Source organism: Bradyrhizobium sp. 33ap4 (assembly GCF_032654765.1).
Classification (GTDB): Bacteria; Pseudomonadota; Alphaproteobacteria; order Rhizobiales; family Xanthobacteraceae; genus Bradyrhizobium; species Bradyrhizobium australafricanum.
Genome location: NZ_JAUMTJ010000042.1, coordinates 19221 through 45450, shown reverse-complemented (window position 1 = coordinate 45450; position 26230 = coordinate 19221). Strand labels below are relative to the sequence as shown.

Genomic DNA, 26230 nt, shown 5'->3' with positions numbered 1-26230 from the left:
TCTCGCCACGTTTGCTCGACGACATAAGCGTAGGTACTTTCGATATGACTAAGCGCGTCGCCTATGGAAAGTTGAGCCCGACGGGCCGGCGGTGTTACGAGCCCGTGCCATGCTTGCCGCAGCCGGCTACGCTCGTGCGCACTCGGAGCGACCGGCAATCGCCTTTTTTTGGGTCCTGCTGTCGAGGACCGAAGAAGTGAGGAGCGAAACCTGGCGGTCGGCGCGTTACTCCTGCACATCGAGGGAGTAACCTCGAGAGTGCACCGTGCGGATGTAGTTGCACTGGCCGCCTCCATTGAGGGCCTTACGTAGGCGGCCGATATGGAGGTCAACGGTCCGCGAAGTGACATGGACGTTCTGGCCCCAGATGGTCGACAGGAGTTCGGATCTCGAGAACACCTGTTCCGGGTGCTCAAGGAAATGTTGCAACAGGCGGAATTCCAAGGGTCTTACCTTGATTGGTCGGCCGCCGCGACTGACGCGTTGCGCGCGGACATCCATGACGAGGTCCCGGAACACTAACTGGTATTGAGAGTTCGTCATACGTATGGAATGGTACCTCGGTTCCAACAGTCCCAATACTGCACCAAATCTGTGTGCCGGCTCTGAAGGCACAATTCTCGCATGGTCGCGCAAACCGCTGCCGTTGATTGGGTGCGCTGGTGGCCTCCGACGCTCGAACACGCTTGGTGAGCCGATAGGTGCCGCCGAGAGCCATACCGCAGCCCCAACCCTTCCGCGAAGCTCCGCCGAGGCTGCTCCCGGAAACCGCGCCAGCACCGAAACGCAAGTGGCTTTCAGTCGAGCGTTGGCCGCGGCCCATTCTGGTCCTGCCTCGTTACTCGATGGAACGACGGTTGTTGCCCCTTCAACAGGCCCTGCTCCCTCGCGCTCAATCCAGCAAATGCCGTCACGCACAATGGCGCCTTCCGTGAGAGCCAGACGTCTGTCTACGAGACTGTTCCCGCGCGCCGCCCGCGAGATTCGGTGGCAATCAACATGCAGCCCTCCTCGACCGTGACCAAGCCGCGCCACGGCTACTCGCCTTGCGCGTTGATTCGATGCAACCCGACCGAAGAGGGCCGGCGTCGTACACCTCTCGTTGGTCAAATTGGAAACCATGCCGACCGTCACGAATGCGGCCAATCAAAACAGACTGCGACCGCTCTTGACACTACCAATTCCGGTAGGTCGGGAGCGATATACGAACCTGCTCCCTCGTGCGGACCTCCAGGCTGCTTGCCGCCCGGCAGGATCCGATAGCTGATCAGGTCAGCTGCAGCGCATTAATCAATCCGTTACGCTGCGATCCTTGCCATCTCTCGCGCCTAGCCGTTCGGGCTTCCAGATGTCGCGCCAATGCTCCCAGCTCCGCGTGATCTTGGTATCGAGCCTGGATCGGCGTGCTTAATCCTGTTTGGTTGAGCTATTGCGTTCGCCGGAACCGCTGTTTTCGGTTGAATACCGACGATGACGTTGCTGAAGCCACATCGACGGAGCGGTGGTCAAAGCGTTCTGTCCGACTTGCCGAAGGACTTCAGCGGATGTCTCGCCTCGAGCGGCGGCTTCTAGAATTTTGGAAGCGACATGCGTTCGGGAGCCGGTCTCGTGAGGGGGCAACCCCTTGCAAACCTCATCTAGAACTCGACGGAGACGAGCAGTCGTTTCGGAGTCGAGCATAGAAGGTCTCCTCCAATGAAGCGGCGCAATGACTACACTGCGAACGCGAGTTTCACGACATAAATATCATCAATAGCCGGTGTTACAGGGTCGAATTTGCTTCCTGACCTGCTTTACTTAAGGTTGTGCGATCATACAATAAACGATGTCGGGTGTCATCAACTCTGATGTCTTTGGCGAGATTGCCGATACATTCGGACAACTCGTTCGACCGTTTGATTGGTCTTCTCGGTGCCAAGCAGAACCTCGAGACTGAAGAAATGCGCTCAGATATCCGCTTGCGGCCCGTCTTCAATGATCGGCGAGTTGTTCGACGTCGGGAGCCCGACGTAGGTCCGTCGATCACGCAGATGGCCCGCGTGCGATCTGGTTCACAGACCGAGTAGATGTCTGCGCAATCAGCACGCCCAGCTCGCGCTCGGGAGCACCTGTCGAGTTATCATCACCAAAGGACATCGGACCGGCGCCATCACCCGGATCCGCGTAATGAAGTCCAGCAACTCCCACGCCAGGCGCAAAATCACATGTTCGCAGCACGGGGCGAGTGTACGTTGACGGTATCCCTCCCAAAGATCGGCTTGGTCGACACTCTGATGGCGAGCGCTCAGCTTCGAGGTGCTAACAGCTCCGTCACAGCGTCTTCAGATACTCAAGAAGGGCCCGTCGTTCGGCATCAGTCAATTCTGGACCGATGACCCCCGGCGGCAGCTTCGTTATGTCGGTTTCTTTGCCCTCGAACGAATGGCCGCGATTGCTGTTGCCAAGCAGCGATACGTTGAAGTCCGTCAGGCCGGCCGCGCAGGCGTCGCTCGCTCGCAATTTCGTAACAAGTCCGACGTTGACGGGATCGAACTTGCGGCTGCCAACGCAGAAAGAACTCGGCCGCCGGCCCTGCGGCAATAATATGTCCTTGAGGGTCGGCACGGACCCGTTGTGCAGATACGGAGCTGTTGCCCAGACACCATCCAACGGGCGCGCCCGGTACTGAGGTTCAAGAGCGAGGACATCTTCGTCCTTGCCGTTACGGCTCACCCGCGCTCCAACATAGACTCGCGGGTTCTGACAGTTTTTCCTCGGCCCCCACATCTGCTGCTTGGCTTGTTCGGAGGAATCGTTCGCAATGTTCCATTGATCAATCGTCTTGCCCACCACGTCCATCAGCGCGAGCACAAACAAGGGATCTGCAGCCCCGTCGGCTGGAAGACCGCAGCCCCAAACTTTGTTCAGATCCTCGATCGGATTGAGACCGAGCGAGCCGGGTAAGTGAACTCGCCGCGTTGTCAGGACATTGGATTGTTGACGATCGGTGCCGATCACATTTACCGGCAGCTGAACCACGTTGAAATAATGGCGTCCGCCGATCTCCACCCAATTCTTCTCGCCCTTGGCCGATCGATCCGGGTTCTCCGGCTTCCAGAATGAATCTTCCGGCCACTTGGCGTCAAACGCGGGGTCATTGACCGGTCCTCGGTGGCATTCAAAGCAGTGCGAGCGATAAAGATCGCGACCTTTCTCAACGAGTTTTTCGTCTATGGCCCAGGCCGGGTCGCCTTGGAACCTGTCCTGCGCGTCCTTCCAACGTGGCGCGACAAGCCCGCTGAATTTCCTGCCGCTTGCCTCCGTCGACGAAAAGGGATCGGTACCGCGCAAAAGCTCCTCGAAACGTGCAATGTCCGATAGATGGATGGATGATTTGAAAAGCGGCCGTCCGGTCGCCGGCGCCTTCATGTTGATTTTCGCACTGACGCCGAGCGCCTCGCCGGAATTGCGAACAAGCTCGTTGAGAACAGAGGCGTCATACTGCGCCCAAAGGAAGTACGGCGTGTCCCAGATTGGCGGAAAGCTCACAGGCGCGTCATTCCGCGCGAAGTTGCCCTTCAGAAGCGGATCTGGGAGTTCTCCGGTCACAGGATCAAGAAAATTGGTATAGAAGACCTGGTTGCCAATCCGGTTCAAGGCATCAAGCCGACCGAATCCCTCGTCGAGATTCGTCACGCCCTGCCCCGTCAGAAGATTATCGCTTACGATCTTCTGCTTCTCGATCTTTCGAAGTGCGAGCTCCAGATCACTTCGAAGTCTTTTGCGATCGATGCTTCGACCTTCAATGTTTTCCAGGCGGTCGGCGAAACGTTCGAAACGCCATGGCAATTTTAGCGTATAGCCGATCGACAGCCCAATGCCCCGTTCAACTTCACCGAGATTGACCATTGCCGGCCCACCATCGTAGCGGATGCTAACATTCTTGTACTCGAGGTGACCGGTATGACAGGCGGCGCAGGTTAGTCCGATCTGATCTTCGAACAATGCTCCCGTCGTCGGGTCGATGCCTCCCTTCAGGATTGCGAAGCCTACAGGCAAGCCATTTGGATTATCTGGCGTGCTTGGTGTCCAAGTGGAGCTCACGTCCTTCGACGCGTCCTCGTGGTAGCCGTATGCAGGTGCGTTAGCGGCAAAGTCCTTCGAGCTCGGACTTGGAATGAAACCGAGGCGTCTCAGATACTCGTTGTCCGTCAAGCTCGTGTAATGAATGGACAACTCAGGACGTTCGAGAGCCAGGAACCAGCGATAGGGGACAGGAATGGTCGCCGTCCCTTGAGACGTGTGGTGGAACCAGTAACGCTGCCGCGCACTCCAGTTCTGGGGCAGCCAGTATGCGCTATCGATCTTCGATGGCGCCGGCAGCGTCGCCGGCAGCAGTTGGGCAACCAGATTTGCGCCATTCTTGATCTTGAGCGCCGTATCGCGAAGCTTCTGCGGCGCGAAATACGCCGTGATGCCCACTGACGCCGACGTGACAAACACGATTATCAACGCGATTGCAAACAAGAGACCCACGATATGAGGCCACCGCCTTAAGCGGCCACCGACCCAAGAGCTGAACGATGCCCCCATAGCAACCCTCCTCGATCTCAAATGGCGCCCTCTGCTGCGCGATCGCGCTGGCCGACGATGGCGCGTACTACTTGTTCAGCAACTGACTATTGATGAAACTGACCACGTCAGCGGTTTCAGCCGCCGCGCGTCGCGTGATGGTCGCGGCCGCGGGGCCACCATGCAGGAACGAGGGGAACCAGCCGAAATTGCGAACATTCCAGTCTTCCTTCGGTAGAACGGCTCGGTTCACGCCCGGCACCACGAAGCCCTGCATCTTCCTTTTGAGTGGCTGCGCCGTTTCGGTGTGACAGCTCACGCAGTCCGTATTGAAGAAATGGCTCTTCTTCGGATCCGCAATGACATTGACGATCTCGAGGACGCGGCTATTGGGGACGTTGGCATCGATAAAATCGGCTGTTGAAACGCCCTTACGATCCGCGGACGGCAGAGGAGGATTCTGCAGCGCAGCGTGGCGACAAGTCATTGGATTTTCATTATTCGTGACAGGCCGCGGGACGACGTGCGTCTCGCCGACGATGCTGAACATCTGTGCGACATGGGCACCATCGAGCGTCGGGCCAGGCACCGGTATTAGGCCGGCCTTGGGGACCCTCAGCATCGAGACGAACACCCAGGGTTCGGGCGGTGAAATCCCCATCACAGCCATGGTGTTGAGGCGCTGCGGCGAGAGATGCTTTTCCAGGAAAGCTTTGACTGCATCACGAAATGGCTTTGCGGAGGCACCGACCAGTCCCGGGTGCACATTCATGTCGCCGGCAGTCGAGACCTTGGCATTGCCGAATTTTCCCGCCGCGAGTTGATCACGTAAAGACGCAACGTCCCGCACGATCGCCTTGAAGGCTTCGTCATCAGGTTTGAAGCGCGGGAACGGCGCGCAACCATCAAGAGGTGGATCGGGTACCAAGTTGAAACTGAAGATAAGGTGACCGGCAGTGTCATGGACCTTGAACCCTTGGGGTCCATTGGTCACCGGCTGAATGATCAGGCGGATTTGCGGCTGGCGGCCAAACTGGGCGATGACATCAGCAGATAATCCCGGTGCTCCCGGGTCGATCCGGATGCCTGCAACGAACCAGGCATCGATCTTCTTCACGGCGTCAGGCAGCTGAATGCGGCGCGCGCCCGAGTCCGGCACGCCTTCGCGTTCTGGATGTTCGGCGTTAGCGATGAAGCGTGCGAAATCCTCGTCGGACAACAGCCGCTGCGGAGCTCCAGTGGGACCGGCGAGATCGGACACCGCAATCAGCCCAGCGAGGTCTGCTGGTGTCCTGGGTGGAGGAAACAGGATAGACACGTCGTTGGCCGAAAGCGGCTTTAATGGCGTCTGGGCAATGGCCGTTCCTGTTCCGAAAGCAACGGCGAATATCAGCCCCGCTGCGGACAGTTTTGTAAACAGCCGACCAAGCTTCGACCGGCGCATTTCACTGTTTGCCATCGTCGGCAATTCCCATGTCAGATTGGAGAAACGAAAACCTATGTAGAAAAGCCGCCTTCAGCCACATCATCTCCGCACGCCGCGTGCGGCCTCGGGAGTCGGGGTGTTCACTCGCTGCCGTAGAGTTTGCTCTGCAATGCTTTGAGTTGCGTGGGATGTAACGCCTCTTCAATGCAGCCAAGAAACATCTGGCTCCTTGCATTGACACGCTCTCTTGCGGCCGGGCCGTGCTCCATGTCCGTTTGCAACGCGCGCACGGCGATCCAGTCCATCGAACGATCCTTAAGAAGCTCGAGCAGCGTTCGGTTCTGATAGGGATGAAGCCGAAAGTGAGCGAAAGCCACCTTGGCTGAAATCTTCGCGTCACGCAGGGCGTCGGGAAGTGCCAGAAGATCAAGTCCCGCCAGCTCTTCGATCTGTTGCATTTGATCTTGCGCTTCCTGATATTGCTCGCGCCCGACCAGTTGATACATTCCTCGTGGACGAAACAGCCAACCGTCATCCGTTCCGACCTTGTTTCCGAATGGGTTGCCTTCATAACCAAGAACGAAGTTGGCCAAATCCTTGGGATGATTAAGCAATGCATCCATGCCGACGGGCGCTTTGTTCGCGGCCGCGAGGTCCGCGTTGTTCTTGGCTATTCGCTTCTGCCATTTGGCCGGCAGCTGTGAGACCGCGCTATAAGAGAAGTCTTCGCTGCTGCGCGTAAAATCGGCGCTGTCGTAGGAGATTGCGCCCAGGATATAGGCCAGGATCCGTGGATCGGTCTCCTCGATACGGTCCCATTCCTGGAGCAAGGCTTTGACCTGCTCGGCCTGGAAATAAGCCATATAGCTCTTTCGATATGGCGGCACAGGTGCAGGAGGCGGCGAACGGTCCTTGATCGACTGCGCCAGCTGTTGCTCGTACGTAGCAACTTTATCCTGGTATTTCTGATAGCCACGCTCCTGCAACCACTTCGTCTCATAACAGGCAAGTAGCGGCTGCGGCCTGATCTTTGGAGCGGGCCGGTATTCCCTGCTCAATTCGTCGGCGTAAGCAGCCTGGGCAAGCTTGGCATCCCTGAGCGTTTCAAAGGCGGACGCCACAGATCCGTTCAAGAGATGGAACAACTTTACTTGCAGGCAATCAGCATTACTCTGCTTGTTGCGGGATTGATCGAAATCGTCCTTCGGCACACAATCCCAGAAGCGGCCACTGCTCAGCGAGATGATATCTTCGGTTCTCTGAGATAGCGTCCAGCCAAGCGGCAGGTTGTAAAACCTGCCTGTTATGTCGATCCGTCCGAACGTTGGAAAGCGCTGCACGCTGGAAGTGAGGCCGTTTTCCGGGCGACGATCGATATTGGTCGCATGATTGAGCGCAACATAGGTTCGAGAGCTTCGCGTGCTCAAGAGCGCCCGCACCGGCTCCATGAGCTCACCGAACATGAAGGAGCCGTGGTCTCCGAATTGACCGCTCACAAGCGACAGCAGATAGATCCTAAATTTTGGCGCATCGGACGTGCCCCTGATACTGTTGAGCCGCTCAATCAGATCGAGCGCGGTCTCTATTCCGGAATTCTCGACATATCCGCCGTCCACCAGGCGCGCTTGCGAATTGGCGGTCATGCAATCATTCTTCAAAGAGACCGTCGCGGCCGGCGTCACCCACGGAAACCGCGCGCTCGTAAAGGCCGCAGCGCTAAGCGGAATTCGCAACGAGTGGCTTTTAACGGTTTGATCGGCTCCGCTGCCTACGCGATCAAGGCTCGAGAGAATACAAAGGTCCTTGTCTTTCGCGTGTAGCGGGTCGATATCGAAGGGCGAGATAACAACGCGTTTGCCGCTCCCGGCATCTGTCGTGTTCAACAACAGCGCCGGCATATTGTTGGAAGCTGTCCAATGTGACTGAAAGTCGGCTTTTAGCAGATTGGATTGATCGCCGGCGCCCTTCTGGGCCTTGAGCATTCTGTCTGCAGCATTCTCCAGCGTGTATTCCAGAAAACGCGCGCGATCGAAACTGGGACTCGCGACCGGAGAAAACAGCTGGGTGAAATCGGTAAACAGAAAGCCAGCGACCAAGGGCGAAAGAAAATCCGTCTCCAAGACGCTTGCAACGCGCTGTTCGACCGGCCCAGAGGCATCGATATCCTCGGCCCGGCCGACGCCGGCCAGGAAGTCCGCGATCTTCGGGCATGTCTTTGCGTCGGGAGCGATCGTATCAAGTGGCGCATTGTCGGCATGAAGCGCAGCCGCGAAAACTGCCGAACCGACGCTCCCCCCGGAAACCCCGCTTATCGCAAACAGATGCTGCCGAAATGCCGGACAGAGATCCTGCATCCTGGCCAAAAAACGCGCCGCATTGTTAGCTGCGTAGATACCGCCGCCCTGGGCGGCCACAATGAATACGGGATATTCTCCGAGCCTCTTGGCCTCGGCAACACGCGGCTTTTGCAGAAGCCACTCACGAAATGCTTCAACTGCAGCAAAGCGCTTTTCTTCCGGTTGGGTAGTTGATTCCTTCGAGGCGCGTAGGCCGTGACCATCGCCTCCGAGCAAGGAGGCAACCAGGAATAAACCTCCAAACACAACTGGTATGAATGGGAAACTGAACCTGATCGTCAGTAGCGCAAAGTGAGTGGTGAGAGCGACCACGCACATCGTAAAGAGCGCGATCACGCCGAACGATCCGACGAATTGCGCAAGCCGGTCCGGAAGTACAACGAACCCGGTCGTCAACAGGGCGATGACGACGATCGTGAGCGCGAGAAATCTGTATCGGGTGAAATAAGCAATGTTCGCTCGACTCGCGAGCGCAGTCGAACGACCTTTCGATCCCATCCGCCAAGCGAAGACGACAAAGGAGGCGAGCAGGATCAACATAGCGAACGCGAGGATAACAAGCATGTTCCGCTCGAAGGCGAGCGCCTGGTCCTGAATGCGGAAGATGCTTCCGACTTCCTCGACCTCACCGATCTTTTCAGCCGGCCGTGAGGCGAGTTGACCTGCCATCGCGGCGGCTATCGGCAGCGCTCCGAGCACAACGGGAGCAGCTTTTATATAGAAGGCTAGGCGACCCGTGGCCGGGGGGATGTGAGGCAGGGTTGCCGCGGTAAGCTGAAAAGCGGCTGCCCAAATCGTTAGTGCAATCACTCCAAGGGCGACAAATTCCTTGAGCGTAATCAACCCGATGTCGTCAGCTGCTATCCGGTAGAGCTCCTGAATCTGATCTGGCAAGTATAGCAAAATTGAAATGACCACCGAGAGAACGGCAATCCACCGGAGGTTGCGCAACAATGTAAACAGCTGCTCGCGCACAGTCATCGCGTCAATTTCCTACTGTCTATCGGAGATCGTCCCGAGCGAGTGAAGTAGCCCAGGATTTTACGAACTCGCTCGTCGAAGGCATTGCGCCGCAGATTGCGAGAGGCTTGCCGTCAAACCGACGAGCAACACCTATCGAGCACCGCGCTAGAAATTGAGAACTTAACCTACAGTAGTGGCGCGATTTATCGAATATTCTGTTGAACGGTCAAGAGATTTTCGTTGCAGGCAGCCAAGAACACAACATCGATGTTTCCCGCTTCAATCTGTCGACTTGGCGCATTTTTTCTTCGCTCGTTCACGCAGAACGCAAAAATCCACACCGTCGACCACTCCCCCTCCAAGTTGTTGTCGACCGACATTGGTGCGTTATTGATCAGACGAGACGCATATGAGTGCGTCGCGCAGCATCTGGCCATAAGATGTCTTCCTCGAACGCTCATGGCGATTGACGATTCGCTCGACATCAGCAACTTCTTGAAGCTGTCCTTCGAGGTGCGATAAGTGAAACCCGTCGCGCGGCGCGCCGGCCGGAAGTGCTCAATCGCGATCCGAGCGTCAATGACGGGGAACGGGTAGCGGCGGGACCATGCACTGGTCTCGATCGATCAGTTCCCGATACTTGCGATTTGTGTCGGTTGCATGAATGCATATGAGTGAGGACCTGGCGCTGGTCGCGATCACCTCGCTCTTGATAAAAAAGTAACCTGACCTCTGCGCTCACGCGCGCTTGACCATTGCTCCGAAGAAGGTGCAGACGCCGCAATGCGACGCGCTCACCGGCAGTATCATTCGAAGTCAGAAAAGCAGCCAGATATCGGACGCGGAAGTCCTGTCATCCACCTGCGTGGGGTGTTGCTTCGCTCAAAGAGCAAGGCTAGCTAGCTGTCTCGTCCAGCGTTGCGGAGCAATCAGTCATGCTGACCTCTTTTTCCCCAATTCCGGAGCTCTGAAACAGCTATGCGCTGAAACCGAATGGTTCATCGGCGGCAAGCAAGACCGGAGCCTCAGCTACATGAACGGCGAGGCTCTTTGCAGCGCAATGCGCAGGCTCTTGACGATCCCATGCACTTAAACATGACGACCGCGCACCGGGCTTGGCACTTTCGCCGGCCCAATCGATGGCTTGCAGCGGCATCCGCGATCGCCACGCCGATGGCACCGTCCCTCTAATTTGGCTATAATGACAGCATTTCCGGCGACGCAATTTGCGCCGGCACCCCTCTCGACGTACAGAACACAAGTCTCGACGTACACAACACAAGGTGCGAGCCGCGAGCGAGGAAAGTGCTGTCGATGATCGTGAGCTCGCGAAGCTTGTACCTGTCGCCAACTGTTCATGGACGAAGTCGATCGCAGTTCGACCGTATGGCCGGCCTTCGATCATCGCGCAGCTTGGCCCTGAACCGACGCTTCGGAGTCTTGTTCTGAAATCGCTGGCCCGACTCACGGTAGACGCACCGTCAATTTGCGGTCCAGGCTTGGCCAAAGCTACCGACGATTTGGCCAATGCAGCCGACGGCGCTAATTATCGCACCGATTCTGATGAGGCTCTTGCGGCTCCGCAACGAAACCTGCCGAGCATTGATCTGTTCGATCAACTTACCGATTTGCCCTCCGTCAAAGTGCAGACCGCTCTCGTCGTCCACGACCATAGAATCGGCCGCGCTCTTCTCAGCGACGACTTGGAGGTTATCGAGAATATCGGAATTGAGCGTCCGATAGACTTCAATCGCCAGGATCGCGAACCCGACGAATTCAATGGTTACACCGATCGCGGAAATCCAATTCCACATTTTCATTACATCTTCTTTGGTCCAACCCAAGAGTTCGAAAAGTATTGCATCGATCAGCTCGCATCTCGCTGGCGCCCTTGCGCTTGAATTCTGGCGCGCGACGCATCAACTCGCTTGCGAACTGAGTCATCTCATACCTGCCCCTTACTTCCGCGCCGCGGGCGCTGAACAGCTACCTTGGCGCCGTGGGCGGATCGACCTGAAAAGGTATCATGCGCGCACTGGGGCAGCCTCATTGGTATCCATTTGAACAGCCCTGCCTCAGTCGCGCGGAGAGTCTCACGTCAGCTACTCCATCGAACCCATACTTCAATGAACTCGTCTTTCTTGGGCTAATCAAGCCTTGAAGAAATCCTCCTTGTGCTCGGCACAATTAGATGCATGCACGATGCGAGATCGTCGCAGCTGCGGATCACTGCTCCAAATTTCCACGAGCGCTCGCTCCTCCGCGGGTTCTTTTATCTAACTCCCGGGATAGCAACAGCCGTGGCGATGAATCACGCAGTTAATAGTCGCCGTCAGCACACTGCGCCGCTACCGAAATACCAAGTTCGATTTCCACTCGTCCGTCCACAAGGCATTCACGTCCTTGTCGAAAGCTGAATGGATGAACGTGACGATATCCTTATAGCGTCGGCTAGTATGTGAGACATGGCCCTTATTCGAAAAGACATATGTATGCGCCGCGACCGCTGAGAGGAAGCGGTTCAAGTCGGCGCGCGGAGTGGAGTGTTCTTTTGGAAACCACAGATGGTGTGGCCATTTCAGATAGCCTGCAGACAGCGATCCCGGCGGCAGGGAGAGAAGCATTGTCCTCATAGTACTTGCGCTTATGTCGTCGGTCAAAAGCCAACTGGTCCCCCTATTGACGAGTTTGACCACGATCCCAGCATCGTTCGGCTCCTTGCTGTCCGACACATGATGCAGGGTGATTGTCGTATCGTTGCCGGGATAAAGCGTGAAGGTCTCAACTCCATCTCTTTCGACTACATTCTCCAGATTGATCCAAGGCGTTACGCCGTCGCGAACGAAGTGGCCGATTGAATCTGTCGATTTGTCGTTGTATCCCGCGCTCTTCAAGCGTTTTTGTAGATTGGCAATAACCCCATCGTCTGCCAAGTCTTGCATGGATTTGCCGACGATAATCTCATCAATGCGGAACCCAGCATCAATGAGAGCGTCAAGCCCGCCGATATGGTCCTGATGCGAATGGGTGATGATCAATTTGATCTGCGGCTTCTCATTCCTGTAGTTCCGAACGAGAAACTTCCTCAATTGCTGGACGATGTCGCGGCTTCGTCCGGTATCGACTATGACGATGGATCCATCCTCCAGCTTAATCACGCCTGCATCACCATTTCCGTCCAGCTCGAGTATGGAGACGTCCGTGGAGCGCTCCCCTGCCCCCGCTCGCTGCACGATCTCAACATCGGGCTTTTTGCCAGGCTTCCCTGTCGGCATTCGGACAGAACTTGCAGCGAGCCGCAATCTCGCGTTAACGAGATTTTGAGCCTCGGCGCCGGCCGCGCTGAGCAACTCATCCAAAGCGCCATCACTTCCGTCTGTGATGAATACGGCCGGACCGAAGCTTGACACGAAGCGTCCTCCGAATTCCTCTCGCGGTATCTTCTTTGTATTTAGCTTTCCGTGATCATCGAACCACTGGAAACAAATATGCGTATCGTTGCTCAACACCTTCACCTTGCGCGATTTACCAAATTCGTCAGCGTAGAGATGCAATTGACGAGCCAAAGCCTGCAGCGGAGCAATCGATAAGGCTGCAGCTTGTTCGTTACGAACGAATAGCCTGCCGCCTAAAAGGCCTGCGGCTACATCCTCCCGATCCAATTCAGCCGCGCATTGCAAGTCCTGCAGAAGATCGTATTCAACCTGGCCGCTTGCCACATCAAGCGGATTAAATCGCTGGTAAGCTGCGATCCGAAGCGCCTTTGCGAAAGACTGACCGCCCTGGGTCCGGGTGGCGTAGAACGACCGCAAAATGCTCGGCCCCGAGGCGAGACCGACCTCGCTCTCAGCAGAAATTATTCGAGAAGGTTGAAGCGCCCGAGCGCGATCCAGAGCCATCAGTCTGTTGACGTTTGCAAGCATCGAAAGAGTTTCGGGCTGATCGATGTCATCCGGCAAAGCGATTTCCGTGCCGATATCAGACAACACTCGCGAGAGCTGCTCTCCCTCGGAAGCTGGAACATTGCCGCCCTTTGCAAACGTTATCCAGTCGCCACGATCGCGCGCCTTCAACGCGCGGCTTCGGGGCGCAAAATCCGCTGCCATCAGGCGGTCAACTGCGGCCCGAACTACAGGCAAATTCACTTTGGCGCCCGCCACGTCTGCACCGGACGATTGGCTTCCGAAGAAGCGCCACTCCAGCCCCTGCCTCACGTTCTCAATTCTATCGAGAGTCTCGTATGGATCTGGTGCCGATGCAACGATCGCCCTCATTACATCGAAGGCGCTGGAGACCCTCAGAACTCCCTCATTGCCCCTCCACTCCTGGGAGGCCTTGGCAACATCGTTGGCGTCGGTCCCTGCAATCGCCAAGCCCTGGACGTGGACCGCGTAGTCGTAGCGACCATCAAGCGGGGTGATCGCAATTCTAATTGGAGATCCCTCTTTGCCCTCATCGTCTTGCCCCGAGACAGAGACCCAGGGCGTTGGTCCTGAAATGGCGTCGGCAAATGGCTTCTCTGCGACAAGCCGGCCCTTTTCGTACCGCTGAATTCGGACGTCACCACTGAACGCTGTAATCGGGTGACCACTGTTTGGTGCCGATCGCCCCTTGTCGATGCAATAGGCGGGCATGCTGAAGGTGGAACGTCCGTCGGTATTGGCCGTGCGGTTCAGCCCCAGGTGCCCCGACGGGAGGTCCCCGCCTCCGCCACCCCCAATCCAATAGCTGCCGACCGGCAGCCTCATTCGTTGCGGCAGGTCGTTGGCGGATGCTGACGTGGCTAAGATCGGCAACGCTACAAGGATAGACAGAAATACCGCAAGTGACCCGAACCGGGCCGTGATCCGACCGAACATATGGATTTCCTGAAATCGAGATAAAATGACAAAATGGCTTAGAGTTTATGCTAGGTTGTGAGGCACGCAATAACTACCCTTGAAATGAATGCAATTGAGGTGTACGCAGTTGCCCTCATCCGATACTGGATTGCCATGGCCCGCGGTTGTCTAACCAGTCAGTGTGGCAGCGGCACTCTCCCCTGTTCTTCTCTACAATGCGACAGCCGACCAAGGCTTCTGAACGCCCCAATTTAGAACGAGCCGGCCGGGTTAAGCCGAAGTGCAGCTTGACCATTTCATCATATCGCTGAGGGAATGCGTGCTCTCTAATCCTGACAAACGACATAGCCGTGCGCATTCATTTCCGTGCAAGCCGAGAAAAACGACATCAGAAGCCAGTAGAGCTGAACGAAATATGGGTCCGCCGCGTGACCTGCCTTAACGCGCGCAAGAGCGGCTTCGACCGCGCCTCGGCTGAGCGATGAGGTCACGATAAAGACCCGGCGGATTGCATCGGGAGCGGTTCGCGCACGTGCAAACTCCGTGGCGAGCTGACCTACGCTTCCGCGTAGGGTCCGCGGGATCTTGGTTGTTGCCCCGCCGTTGCTATAATTCTTTTCCCACCGGCGGATTTTTGCTCCCATCGCATCTGCCGGCAGGCTCATGCGCTGCAAATTCTTGATAGCTTGGCTGACCGAAATATGAAACGGACCGGCGCCCAGCGAAGGCGGCCCGTGTTTAGCATGATAAAAGGTGATGCGAGGTGGACTGCTCGAATTATTCAGCCCGATAAAGTCCGCCCATTCGTCGCCCAAATCGTCGCATACAAGAACTTCGTCTCCATCAGCGACACTTTTTTCGATAACTCCGAACGTTGAATCGGAATCAAACGTCGCATGTGCAGCCGTAAACTTTCCCTTCTCGTCGACAACGCCGCCGAGGAGGGTGTTCGCGCGCAAGTAACGTAGCAAAGCCACGCCACCGTCGGCGAACCCCTCATCCCTGAACAGAGTGCCGTCTATATACGCCAGCGAGGGCGAGTCGAATAATACGATGAAACAATCCTCCCGTTCAATGTAACGTCGAAGCGAGATTCGATCTGGATCTTCGCCCAGCGGACGATCCGAATCTTCAATCTCAACATCGGCGCCAAGAGGAAGGCGTAGGTCGCGCAGCGCAATCCGACTCTGATTGATCGCTATGGCACCGACCTTGCTGCTGGTAGCGCTATCGACCAGATCCAGCAGCTTACCTTGGCCGTCGACCTTTAGCACGCAGTCCAACTCCGATAACACCTGGTCGATTTCCGACTTTGAGAGAACGACATAGTTCTCGTTGCTCTTACGCACCAACCTAATATCACGTCGCTCGTGGACGGCGTCTGTCAGGCTAGCTAGGTCAACCGCAAACGCAGTCGGACTGACGCTTCCTTGGATGCTCGACAAGTCAATCGCACGGGCGAATGTACCGATGAATCTGGCTGGGGCTCCCTGAGCGTCGACCAGCTGATCAATTACGGAGGTCGCATAATCGATCAAATCCTGGTGGCCGACACGATCGGATCGTTGACCAATCCGGCCCGTGCGAGGGGTTGTCGAATAGTGGCCGGCGTTCGATCGGACCGTGTAACCTTGTGGCACGTAACGGCTCGCCCCGGCCGGTCCCACGACGTTACTTAGATCTCTAGCCTCAAATGTCTTGGTTCGCATCACGTCTTTTGAGATCGACATGTTGCGGAGCCGGATCTTTTCGAACACGGCGTCATTACGCGCGACGGCGATGTCGACCCGCTCGGACGGCACCCGCGCGAAGTATCGCGTTGAGAATTCGGCTGGGAGATCAAGCTTTGACTTGAATATGGCGACGTGGCCTCGGTGCTCGACCAGCAGGAGGAACCCACAAATCCGCTCCCGAATGCCGGCCTCCTCGGACATGAACGCCGATGGGCGTTCGTAAAAAAAGGAAATCGCTGACCAATAGGTCGCCCCCGCCAAAATGCGGCGATGGTGGAAAACATTCTGGGAGGCGGATGGCTGCCCCGCGCGAATCCGCCGGAAAAGATCATCAACCGCGGCGTTGCTCAGCGCTCGCTTCAGACTGTGAAAATTGGCTGTCTTTGCCACGCGAAGTGCATTGATCATCTAATCCCCAGAACTACCAAATGAATTTTCTCAGTCTACTTAGCGCGGCAGATCACACTCATATCCAGCCCGGCGGGCAACACGAAGGGCCTCGAACATTTCATTCGATCTTGATGGCAATGCTTGCCTTGATATCGCTCGCTTCAAACCGCAGCCGTGCCGACGCAAGGAGCCCAAGGCGCGGAAGGCGGTATCTGCGATGAGAACCTCGAGAAGCGGCCGGCCAATCTGGCCAAAGGCGAGCTTCGTCTCGAATAAGAAAGAGCCAAACAAGCGACGTCCTAAAAGGTCCCTCTCTACCGTTCTTCCCGGAATTGCCTTCAGCGCGAACCGCTCACTTCCTCGCATTCGCCAAGCTCTACGATCCACGAAGACAATCGTCTTCCTCTGCGCAATTTGACGCACATGCCTTGAAACGCAAAGGCACGCTGAGCTGCTAAGGCACTGACGCCCCCGTGAGCCTGCCGATGCGCTCTGTTCAGCCAGTCCAGTCGATTACCACAAACCCGGCCCCCCCTCCACGCTTTGCAGGTCCTACCGAAAGTAGCCGAAGGCGGACGCAGCTTATCTGCATTTTTTCACACGTATTGATTGGAATCCTCGAGCAACTCATGCAATACTATCGTTGTGGTTGAATCTTACGCAGCGACGCTGCATAAGCGGTTTCATACGCCGACATAATTGATCGAGTCATATTTCAACAGCGCCGGGGCCACGGATATTTTGGCCGCCCTTGAGCCTTTGCGTCACACGTTTTCAGTGAACCATTCAGATGTCACGTCCATTCCTCAGTCTTTCTGGCTTGTTCAGTCAATCACTCCCCGTGCAAGGCTCCCCACGGCTTAGATCTGCTGAACGAGATCAAACCAGCGGTTGGACGTGACCGCTCGATTTGCGATTTGACCTTGTGAGAACGCCAGCAGCTGGGACCTCAAATGGAAGAAGAACTTATTGATCCGCATAAGCAATCTATAGCCATCGAAGATGGGGTCGCCCTGTCGCTTTCAGGCGGCGGATATCGTGCCATGGTCTTCCATGTTGGAGCCCTTTATCGGCTCAACGAGATCGGCCTGTTGGGAAAGTTGAAGAGGATATCTAGTGTCTCGGGCGGGTCCATCACTGCAGGTGTGCTGGGCCTGCTCTGGGAGGAACTTCAGTTTAGCAACGGAAAAACAGCAAAGTTCGGTCTGCTCGTTGACCGAATTCGCGCAATGGCAGACACCACAGTCGACGCCGGCGCTGTCATCGGTGGGATTTTCTCTTCACTTTCGATCAGCGAAAAGGTCGCCCAGTCGTATGACGACGTACTATTCAAGGGTGCAAAGCTAAAGGACCTTCCCGATGATTCGCAAAACAAGGCTCCTCGCTTTGTGATCAATGCGACCAACGTCCAAAGCTCGGCACTCTGGCGCTTTTCAAGGCCGTACATGGGCGATTATCTCGTCGGCCTGGTCAAGGATCCAGACGTATCGCTTTGCACTGCGGTTGCAGCATCATCCGCCTTTCCGCCCATCCTCTCCCCCATGGTCCTGCCTATCGGCCAAAAGGTAGAAGCGCCGCCCGGTAGTCAGCTCAACCGTCCTCCGTTCACGACGCAGGCCGTACTCAGCGATGGCGGGGTCTATGACAATCTCGGCTTGGAAACGACCAAACGCTTCAAGACGCTGCTGGTGAGTGATGCCGGCCAAAAGATTGCGCCCGAAGAGGATCCGCATCACGATTGGGTCCGCCACTCCATGCGTATCCTCGACACGATCGATAACCAGGTCCGCAGTCTTCGCAAGCGACACCTGATCGACGCTTACAAGCGCGGTGACCACACCGGCGCGTTCTGGGGAATTCGCACCTCATTTTCAGATTACCAGCTCGCGACCGACCCACTGAAATGTGCGACCAGACAGTCCGCTGCTTTGGCTGCAGTCGCCACCCGTTTGGAACGGATGCCGGTCAAACTTCAAAATCAGCTCATGAATTGGGGCTACGCGATCTGCGACGCCGCACTGCGCAAGCATATCCCTCCCGGATTGCAGACGACGCTTGACATAAAGATTACTGATCCCACGGGCTTTCCGTTTCCCGACGAATACTGAGGATCAGCGAGATAGCGGCAGCGCGCACCCAGCGCAATGCCGCTTAGTCTCGCTCATTGTGAGGCAACATGATGAGACGTCCGACTATTGTTTGCGAGGAAGTTCGCGATCAGGGCGATAGCGGGAAGCAACCGCAAGCTTCGTCGCCTCCCGACATCTATACGTCATCGGAGATACCGACACCGAGCGAACGCCCGCTAAACGTCTACGCATTTGACCCCAGCGCAGGCCGGCTTGTCGGAAACTACATGACCGCCTCGGTGCGCTATGAAGCGGTTCAACCAGGTCCGATCGGCGAACGATTTGCCGTGATCGACTACGACGGGGCAAACAAGACATTTTACCAGCCGGTCGATCTAAACGATCCGAGGCTCCTGATCCGCGGGGGCCTCGCACCAAGCGAGGCAGATCCTCGCTTTCACCAGCAGATGGTCTATGCGGTGGCGAGCGAAACGCTGCAGCGGTTCGAGTTCGCGCTGGGACGTCGGATTCATTGGCGGGGCACAAAGCGCTCGGCGAGCGCCGATCCAGTTCCGCGCGGCGCGTCTCGCTGCCTCAATCTATTTCCTCACGCCATGTGCCAGGCGAATGCGTTTTATAGTCCCGAGGCACACGGAATCCTCTTCGGGTATTTCAGAGCCAGCCGCAGCAATCCGGGAAGCAATCTTCCCGGGCAGACCGTCTTCACGTGCCTGTCGCATGACATTATCGCGCACGAGACGACGCATGCGATCGTGGACGGCATACGCAGCTTCTTTACCGAACCAACCAATATCGACGTTCCGGCATTTCACGAGGCATTCGCAGATCTTGCCGCGTTGTTCTCGCACTTCTCACACAAGGAGTTCCTGCTTGACACCTTGGAAAAAACCGGCGGCCGATTGTTCGACTCGCACCTCAAACCAGAGCTGGCAATTTCGGCCGGATCGACTGGAGCGGACATTCAGGCGCAGATTGGAAAAGCCAATCCCCTCGTCGCCCTCGCGACCCAGTTTGGAGAGGCAGTCGGTTTGCGCGGCGCGCTCCGCAGCGCGCTCGGCACACCGCCCAATTCAAACGACATTAACGTCAAGACGGAACCTCACGATCGCGGGTCGATCCTGGTCGCTGCGGTGTTCGATGCGTACTTCACCATCTATATCCGCAGAACAGCGGATCTGTTTCGGATTCATCGCGCTGGTGGCGGCAATCTCGACCATGACGATCTGCCCGCGCCGCTCGCCGAACGCCTGGCAGCGGAAGCAAGTCATACGGCAGAGCAGTTTTTCGTCATTTGTGCACGAGCGCTTGACTACTGCCCGCCGGTCGACATCACCTTTGGAGATTTTTTGCGCGCCGTCCTGACTGCGGACCTCGATCTGCATCCAAACGATCCGGACGGTGTTCGCGACGCGCTGATGCAGGCATTCCGCCTGCGCGGAATCATTGCAGACGGAGCGGCTTCATTCTCTGAAGAATCCCTGTTCTGGCCGAAAGTCCGGCGCGATGCGCTCCCGACCGTCGACGGACTTCAATTCGGCGATCCGAACGGATTGACCAAGTCCGAGAAGGACAATAACGGGGACGTTCTGCGCGCCTATGCGCAGAAGTACGGTGACCTGCTCGGGTTTGATAAGAATCTCGGCAAAATCCAGGCACTTTCGTTTCATCCCATGTTTCACATGGGCGAAGACGGTCGGCTGTTCGTGGATATGGTGGCTGAATTGGTCCAAACCGTGCGAACGCCGTTCGGTGATGCTGGCTCAGGTACTTTTCCAATGCGGAACGGCGTGACGCTGCTGATCTCTCAGGACCCGCCGCAAGCGGACAAGAGGCCGCCGCCGAGAATACGGTTTGTGATTGCAAAGCTTCACAGCGCTGAGCGCGAGGATCGCGTGCGGACATACTATGCCTCGAGCGGCCGCGCGATCAGCCCCAAGATTGAAAGTGGCGAGGTCGGCGAAGCAGGAGACGACGCACGCTTCCAGCTTGATTTCGGCTTACTGCACGCCGGAGCTTAATCATGGCACCCAAGAAAAAATCCGCCCCCAAAGTTCGGAACAAGACGGCAAAGGCACCTGCCAGGAAGGGCGGCAAGGCCGCGAAGATGCCTCCGCGCGGGAAGGACACGAGCTCGCCTTCGACCGATCCTTCTTCAAACGAAAGCGCCCAAGGCTTACGGATACGAATGTTTCGCGTTGGTTTTGGCGATTTCTTTCTCTTGACTGTGCCGACGGCCAGCGGCGCAAGCGAGCATGTTCTTATAGATTGCGGCGTTCACGCGCAGGACCTCGGGAGCATCCGGGATGCCGTGCAGCAGATGGCTAGCGATTGCGGCTCTAAGCTCGCGCTCGTCATCATGACGCATCGACATGCCGACCACATATCGGGTTTTGCGAGTTGTAGCGACATTTTCAGCGGCTTCACGGTCGAGCGTGTTTGGATGCCTTGGTTCGAGGATCCAAAGAACGACAAAGCGATGGCTTTTCAAGCGAGCCTCACCGCGATCGCGGATAATCTTTCGACAAGATTCGCCGCGCGAGGCGGCAGTGATTCGCCGATGCTCAAGGATATGGTCGACAATATCACCGGAGGGATGGCAGCCGCGGGCGGCGGGTCAAAAAATCAAAAGGCATTGGACGTCCTTCACAGCGGCTTCAAGAACGAGGCGTACCATGATTACTACAAGGCTGGCGACCAGCCTATCTTGCCCAAGAGTCTCACTGATGCCGGTCTATCCGCCCAGATCCTCGGTCCGCCGATTGATCCCAAGCTCATCTCGCAAATGACCAAGGTGAACCAGCAGTACTTGTCTGACGAGATCGAGACAGATGACGAAGTGGTCCGACCGTTTCCCAAGGCATTTTGCACCGACAAGAACGGCTATCCCAGTGACGCTTTCAGGATTTATGACGATCAAACGATAATCCGCTTGATCGATGCCGCGCAGCCCGACGTCTTAGCGGCTCGCGCCAAGTCCGCGGATAATACCTTGAATAACCAAAGCCTCGTTGTCTTGTTCAGCTTTCGAGGAAGGCATTTGCTGTTTGCCGGTGACGCCCAATGGGGCAACTGGGAAAACTTTCTGTACGGCGGGGCTTATGGAACCCCGGGCCATACCGAGCTGACCAAAAACGCCAAGTCGATCCTGGGGAAGATCGACTTCTACAAAGTAGGTCACCATGGCAGTGCAAATGCGACGCCCAAGGATGCAGTGGCAGCTATGAGGCTCGGCTGCGTTGGGATGTGCTCTACGCAGATCCACGCATATAACCAGGTTCCTCGAGAGCCCTTGCTGGACGCTCTGCGCGGGCGAATGGAAGGTCAACTGGCAAGGAGCGATCAAGTAGCGACGCAAAAGACCAAGGCTGAGAAGACGGCTGGCGAACTCCCGGATCAGTTCAAGATCCCGGCCATGGGCAAACTATATATTGATTACGAATTTAACTAGCGAGCCGGCATTTCACATGAATCTGAGCCACTTCCTGCCTGAATGTGCTTTTAAGGTTGCCGGTAGGGTCTACGCGCGACTGATCGAATGGGATCGGTCAGCGAACGCCCTGTTTGATGCAGTCGACGCCGACTGGTTCGCCGGTGAGAACTCCTCATCTCAGGGACCTCTGACCACCGCCGTTGGCTTTCACTCTCGACGCGAGCCCCGGTTTACGCGATCGAGATCAACTCACGGCTCGGCGAAGATCTCGCGGCTCTGGAATGGCTCGACTTTGGGCAGGCTTCCGAAATGGTTAGCGCTTCAAATATTCGAAAGACGAACATGGCCCGGCTAATCTATAGGGAAACATAAACGAACCAGCCCGCGTGTGCGCTTCTCTCAAGCCGGTACCACACCGACACCATCGCGCTCGCTCCCGGCAATCGTAACGGCACGCCGATCTTTGGCAACGTCCAAACCTACGGAGACCTCGTTATAATCTTCCACAGTTCGTTCTCCTGGCGTGAGAATAGGCTCCTTAAGCAATCCTCGTTTCAATACCGCCCAGTGTAGAGCGAACCACCTCACCGCCGACATCCAGAAAGGACATACGGTCCTACAGAGCGGTTCGCAGAACGATGGTCATCAACTGCTGTGCCGGTATCATGACACGGCAACCCCAATCGTCCCGGATAGTGGCGAAATGTTCGTCGTCTGTTCATTGCAAGTGATACTCAACTCACAGGGGTTCGACGGACCAAGTTTGCCAAATAGTTGGGTTCTTCTTAGTATTAGTTTTTCGGTTTGGCGATCTGCTTTATGGATACTTCTGTCGCGTCAGGGATGACGCTTGCCGAGCGCTTGGCGGCCTTAACCCGGCGGGGTCTCGATCTTTCAGCGGTTTTTACAACTGTCACAACGCACGCCGCGGTAGACGGTACAAAAGCCGTTGCCCATTGCCATCATGTCGCGCTCGACGGCAGCTCCTTGCCTCGCCTCTCTGACTTTACGGATGAAGTGGCGAACTGGCTGCTCGATTACGTCACGCCCCGTCGGTTGCTGATGGCTGCAAGCTCATCAACAGATCTGGAAGCCCGTTTGAAAAATGAAAGGCTGCGGCGCCGTGCGATCGACACCTTCAAAAAGCACGGGATGTCCGGCGAGCAGGGAGAGATGCTGCTGTTTGTTCTCGCCGAGAGCTTTTTGAAATTGCCGCAGTTGCTTTGCAAAATGGACCTCAAGACCGATGGCGAGATGCATTTCCACGGGTTGGACGGTGTGCATTGCGGGCCAGGAGATGGACCCGAGGAGCTCGCCATTTATTGGTGCGAATCAAAGGTCCATAAAGATCTCGATGGAGCGTTATCGGAGGCCTTCGACGGCCTAAAGCCTTTTCTCCTTGGGCCGGGAACAGGTGGGTCGGACAAAAGACGTGAACTCGCACTTCTCGACCATTACATGGATCTCGCCGACGCCGAATTGCAGAAGCAAATTCTGGACTCGATCAATCCACACTCGGTCGCTTTTAACAAGGTTTCGTGGCGGGGACTCTGTCTCGTGGGATTCGATTACGATTACCCACAAAAGCCTAATCAGATCAAACAGGCCGAATTCACGGCCAAAGTGAAGGCGGCATTCCCCGATTGGTGCAAAATGGCCAAATCGCGCGCGGTAAACCGCGGGATCGAAAGTTTCGAGATCCACATTTTCTATGTGCCGTTCGGATTTTGTGACGACTTTCGTAACGCAATGAAAACGTCGTTGGGGTTGACGCCGTGACGGTACAAGCGCTTGCCGAATTGATATGGAATGACGGTGGTCTGCAGGCAGCCGTCAGAGAGATAACGTTGAGCGCTGTGGCTGGGGATTTTCCAGCTCTTGCGGAGCAGCCTTCCACCGCCAAGCGCGACTGGTTTCATCTCGTTCGATGCGCGAATATTTTTCTCAACAGCGATTCAGAGCTGTATCACGACGCTGGGTTGCGCATCCTTCACTCGTGCCTTTCATCTGGGAACGAACAAAATGAGCGGGCTTTCGCGGCCGCAATTCTCGCGAAGGCTTCAAACAATCCAACCGTTCAAGTCGCCATCAAGCGCAACTTGTTGCCAGCCGACGTCCTGGAACGTCTCCCGTCGAGCCTGTCTCTCGATATCGCATCCCACCAGATCGCCTCGACCGTCAATATAGGCTCGCCCAGGGAATTTATTGGCAACGATTTTCAGCAGGCGCTGTGGAGAGCACTACAGACGCACGACTGGGTAAGTGCGTCAGCTCCCACTTCTGCCGGCAAGTCCTACGTGCTGGAAAAGTGGATCGAAAATGTCGTTCTGACGAGAACGGGATCAACTACATTCTTTCTGGTTCCGACGCGTGCCTTGATATCGCAGGTCGAAAGCGACCTTCGGCACCTTGTGGGCCAAAAGCATGATATCAATATCACGTCGCTTCCGCTTTCCTTCAACAACGCAAAACCGCACAACATCTACATTTACACGCAGGAACGTTTCCATCTGTACATGCTGCGTCGCGCTTCTCGCAAGCCGGCCGATTTAATCGTGATCGATGAGGCGCAGCAGATCGGGGCAAATCAACGCGGGGTGCTCTTGCAGCAAGTTCTTGAGCTCGCACAAAGCGAATTTCCAGACTCGAAATTCTTATTTGCAAGCCCTTCGACGGACAATCCGCAAAGTTTGCTGCAATTTGCTCCTGAAGGCAAACGCGTAACCGCGGTCACCGGCACCAAACCGACGGTGAACCAGAATTTGATTTGGGTGGAGCAGATAAGGGGAACACCTAAGGTTTGGGACTTAAGCCTGCTTGCTGACCAAGAGCCGGCAAAGATAGGCCAGCTAACGCTATCCGACCGACCTTCTGCGACCCAGAAACTGCCCTTCATTGCGTATGAATTGGGGAGGTCCGGCGGCAATGTGATTTATGTCAATCGGGCGGCCGACGCCGAGACCGTTGCGGAGATCCTTTGCCAGTTCATCAAGCATGAAATACCGGATCCAGAGCTGTCAGCGCTGAGCGAGCTCTGCGAAAAGGCGGTGCATCCAAAATTCAAACTTCGCCGGTTTGTCAGAAAGGGCGTCGCTTTTCACTACGGCAACATTCCTCAACTGATCAGAACTGAAGTAGAGCGGCTCTTCTCAGCGGGTAGAATCAACTTCCTCGTTTGCACGTCCACACTGATCGAGGGCGTCAATCTGTCCTGCCGCAGCGTATTCATGAGAAATCCAAAGCGGGGCCAGAAGGAGCTCATGAAACCAGAGGATTTCTGGAATCTGGCTGGTCGCGCTGGCCGCTGGGGTAAGGAGTTTCAGGGGAACATTTTCTGTATCGATCCCTTGCATGAAGCGGAATGGTTCGATGGAAGCGCGCCACGATCCAAGCGTAAGCAGACGATACGGATCGCTACACAGCGTCTGGCTTCCGAATTTTCAGAGTTCATACAGTATGCGCGATCCCGTACGGGAGCGACAAAAAACCGCTTCTACGAATACCTTCTGTCCTATCTCATCTTCCGCCGTATCGCTTATGGTTCAATCATCGGCTCGCCAAGCATAGACGCTTTGACGGAACACGAGATCTCTACCTTGTCGACGGCCGTGGACGAACTTCTGGCGAACCTCGAAGTGTCGGCACAGATCGTTCTGCGAAATCCAGGCATCAATCCGTGGGGCATGAATGATTTGCAAAGACATTTTCTGGCGAAGCCGGATATTGAATTGGAAGGCCTCCTCCCGATCGATCCCCTGAGCGAGGCCACAATTCAAGATGAGAAAGGGGATAGCCGGGAAGATGCAATAAACAACTTCATTGAGATTTTTTCGCGCCTCACGGATCATTTGGGAGCAGGCCTAGGAAGCGGGAGTTCCGCTTATGGCAATGCTCGTCTCGTCATCGAGTGGATGCGGGGCTTGCCTCTCAGCCGCATTATCGACAATCAAATTCGCTATTGGTCGAGGAAGCGGCCTTCCAAATCCGAAACTTCCGTCATTAGGGAAACGATGGAGAGAGTGGAACGGATCGCCCGCTTCGAGACGCCAAAATATCTTCATGCATATCTCGATATCTTGCGAACGGTGCTGATTGCCCGCGGTAGGGAAGAAATTCTGCCTCCGACGGAAGACTTTTGGCTGTATCTGGAGTTTGGCGTGTCGAAGCGGACTCAGCTTTCGCTGATGGCGCTCGGCCTTTCAAGATCGAGCGTGACGTCTCTTTCGAATTTCATAGTCGAGGATAACTTCTCCGAGGCTCAGTGCCTCAATTGGTTATTGACGAATGATTGGCGGGAGTTTGGTCTTGCCAGACTGGTCGAACTGGAGATCGAAGCAGCCATTAAACGACACAATGTCGGGTCGACCTCATAGACGAGGTGTTGGTTGCGAATCGTGATCTGAGCCACCTGGCGGGATGAGTGATCGCGGATTTTTTCTTCAGCTAGTG

General features: G+C 56.1%; 13 protein-coding genes and 1 pseudogene. 7 read left to right on the top strand and 7 right to left on the bottom strand.

The window, feature by feature from the left end:
• Window positions 1–225: 225 nt before the first annotated feature.
• A complete protein-coding gene (locus Q2M23_RS44100; RefSeq protein WP_410469785.1) occupies window positions 226–429 on the bottom strand; it encodes a winged helix-turn-helix domain-containing protein in 204 nt (67 codons plus the stop codon).
• On the opposite strand from Q2M23_RS44100, the gene Q2M23_RS28675 reads away from it, so the two are divergent.
• Window positions 349–522 carry a hypothetical protein gene (locus tag Q2M23_RS28675; RefSeq protein WP_316397795.1) on the top strand — a complete coding sequence of 58 codons (174 nt, stop codon included), beginning with the start codon at window positions 349–351 and terminating at the stop codon, window positions 520–522. The two genes, Q2M23_RS44100 and Q2M23_RS28675, sit on opposite strands and share 81 nt — an antisense overlap.
• Before the next feature lie 1788 nt (window positions 523–2310).
• Here Q2M23_RS28675 and Q2M23_RS28670 read toward each other — a convergent pair.
• The 4 genes and pseudogenes from Q2M23_RS28670 to Q2M23_RS28655 all read right to left on the bottom strand — a co-directional run.
• Complete coding sequence (locus tag Q2M23_RS28670) at window positions 2311–4515, bottom strand: di-heme-cytochrome C peroxidase (protein WP_316397820.1); 2205 nt, start codon at window positions 4513–4515, stop codon at window positions 2311–2313.
• A gap of 124 nt (window positions 4516–4639) precedes the next feature.
• Window positions 4640–6010, bottom strand: coding sequence for a hypothetical protein (locus Q2M23_RS28665; protein ID WP_316397794.1), 1371 nt, complete (start codon window positions 6008–6010; stop codon window positions 4640–4642).
• A 107-nt stretch (window positions 6011–6117) separates the two neighbouring features.
• Window positions 6118–9315: a hypothetical protein gene (locus tag Q2M23_RS28660; RefSeq protein ID WP_316397793.1), complete on the bottom strand. Its 3198-nt coding sequence runs from the start codon at window positions 9313–9315 to the stop codon at window positions 6118–6120.
• A gap of 1292 nt (window positions 9316–10607) precedes the next feature.
• Window positions 10608–10778: pseudogene (locus Q2M23_RS28655) on the bottom strand (IS3 family transposase); the annotation flags it as partial.
• 18 nt (window positions 10779–10796) lie between these two features.
• On the opposite strand from Q2M23_RS28655, the gene Q2M23_RS28650 reads away from it, so the two are divergent.
• The gene (locus Q2M23_RS28650) at window positions 10797–11198 is read left to right on the top strand and encodes a hypothetical protein (protein ID WP_316397824.1); all 402 of its coding nucleotides are present in this window, start codon (window positions 10797–10799) and stop codon (window positions 11196–11198) included.
• Window positions 11199–11645: 447 nt separating this feature from the next.
• Here Q2M23_RS28650 and Q2M23_RS28645 read toward each other — a convergent pair whose 3' ends face one another.
• Together Q2M23_RS28645 and Q2M23_RS28640 are read right to left on the bottom strand one after the other, a co-directional pair.
• The gene (locus Q2M23_RS28645) at window positions 11646–14156 is read right to left on the bottom strand and encodes an MBL fold metallo-hydrolase (RefSeq protein WP_316397792.1); all 2511 of its coding nucleotides are present in this window, start codon (window positions 14154–14156) and stop codon (window positions 11646–11648) included.
• Between the two features lie 308 nt (window positions 14157–14464).
• A complete protein-coding gene (locus tag Q2M23_RS28640; RefSeq protein ID WP_316397791.1) occupies window positions 14465–16279 on the bottom strand; it encodes a hypothetical protein in 1815 nt (604 codons plus the stop codon).
• A gap of 935 nt (window positions 16280–17214) precedes the next feature.
• Here Q2M23_RS28640 and Q2M23_RS28635 point away from each other — a divergent pair.
• The 5 genes from Q2M23_RS28635 (at window position 17215) to Q2M23_RS28615 (ending at window position 26154) form a co-directional block, all read left to right on the top strand.
• Complete coding sequence (locus Q2M23_RS28635; protein WP_316397790.1) at window positions 17215–18369, top strand: patatin-like phospholipase family protein; 1155 nt, start codon at window positions 17215–17217, stop codon at window positions 18367–18369.
• A gap of 248 nt (window positions 18370–18617) precedes the next feature.
• The gene (locus tag Q2M23_RS28630) at window positions 18618–20369 is read left to right on the top strand and encodes a peptidase M4 (protein WP_253603747.1); all 1752 of its coding nucleotides are present in this window, start codon (window positions 18618–18620) and stop codon (window positions 20367–20369) included.
• Between the two features lie 2 nt (window positions 20370–20371).
• Window positions 20372–21799, top strand: coding sequence for an MBL fold metallo-hydrolase (locus Q2M23_RS28625; RefSeq protein ID WP_316397789.1), 1428 nt, complete (start codon window positions 20372–20374; stop codon window positions 21797–21799).
• A gap of 801 nt (window positions 21800–22600) precedes the next feature.
• Window positions 22601–23560 carry a DUF1837 domain-containing protein gene (locus Q2M23_RS28620; protein WP_316397788.1) on the top strand — a complete coding sequence of 320 codons (960 nt, stop codon included), beginning with the start codon at window positions 22601–22603 and terminating at the stop codon, window positions 23558–23560.
• Complete coding sequence (locus Q2M23_RS28615) at window positions 23557–26154, top strand: DEAD/DEAH box helicase (RefSeq protein ID WP_316397787.1); 2598 nt, start codon at window positions 23557–23559, stop codon at window positions 26152–26154. The genes Q2M23_RS28620 and Q2M23_RS28615 overlap by 4 nt, the downstream gene beginning before the upstream one ends.
• Window positions 26155–26230: the final 76 nt, after the last annotated feature.

Excerpts from the sequence above, each read along its gene's own strand:
- Q2M23_RS28675 (WP_316397795.1), top strand. The coding sequence starts at position 349 with ATGGACGTTCTGGCCCCAGATGGTCGACAGGAGTTCGGATCTCGAGAA.
- Q2M23_RS28665 (WP_316397794.1), bottom strand. The coding sequence starts at position 6,010 with ATGGCAAACAGTGAAATGCGCCGGTCGAAGCTTGGTCGGCTGTTTACA.
- Q2M23_RS28660 (WP_316397793.1), bottom strand. The coding sequence starts at position 9,315 with ATGACTGTGCGCGAGCAGCTGTTTACATTGTTGCGCAACCTCCGGTGG.
- Q2M23_RS28645 (WP_316397792.1), bottom strand. The coding sequence starts at position 14,156 with ATGTTCGGTCGGATCACGGCCCGGTTCGGGTCACTTGCGGTATTTCTG.
- Q2M23_RS28640 (WP_316397791.1), bottom strand. The coding sequence starts at position 16,279 with ATGATCAATGCACTTCGCGTGGCAAAGACAGCCAATTTTCACAGTCTG.
- Q2M23_RS28635 (WP_316397790.1), top strand. The coding sequence starts at position 17,215 with ATGGAAGAAGAACTTATTGATCCGCATAAGCAATCTATAGCCATCGAA.
- Q2M23_RS28630 (WP_253603747.1), top strand. The coding sequence starts at position 18,618 with ATGACCGCCTCGGTGCGCTATGAAGCGGTTCAACCAGGTCCGATCGGC.
- Q2M23_RS28625 (WP_316397789.1), top strand. The coding sequence starts at position 20,372 with ATGGCACCCAAGAAAAAATCCGCCCCCAAAGTTCGGAACAAGACGGCA.
- Q2M23_RS28620 (WP_316397788.1), top strand. The coding sequence starts at position 22,601 with ATGGATACTTCTGTCGCGTCAGGGATGACGCTTGCCGAGCGCTTGGCG.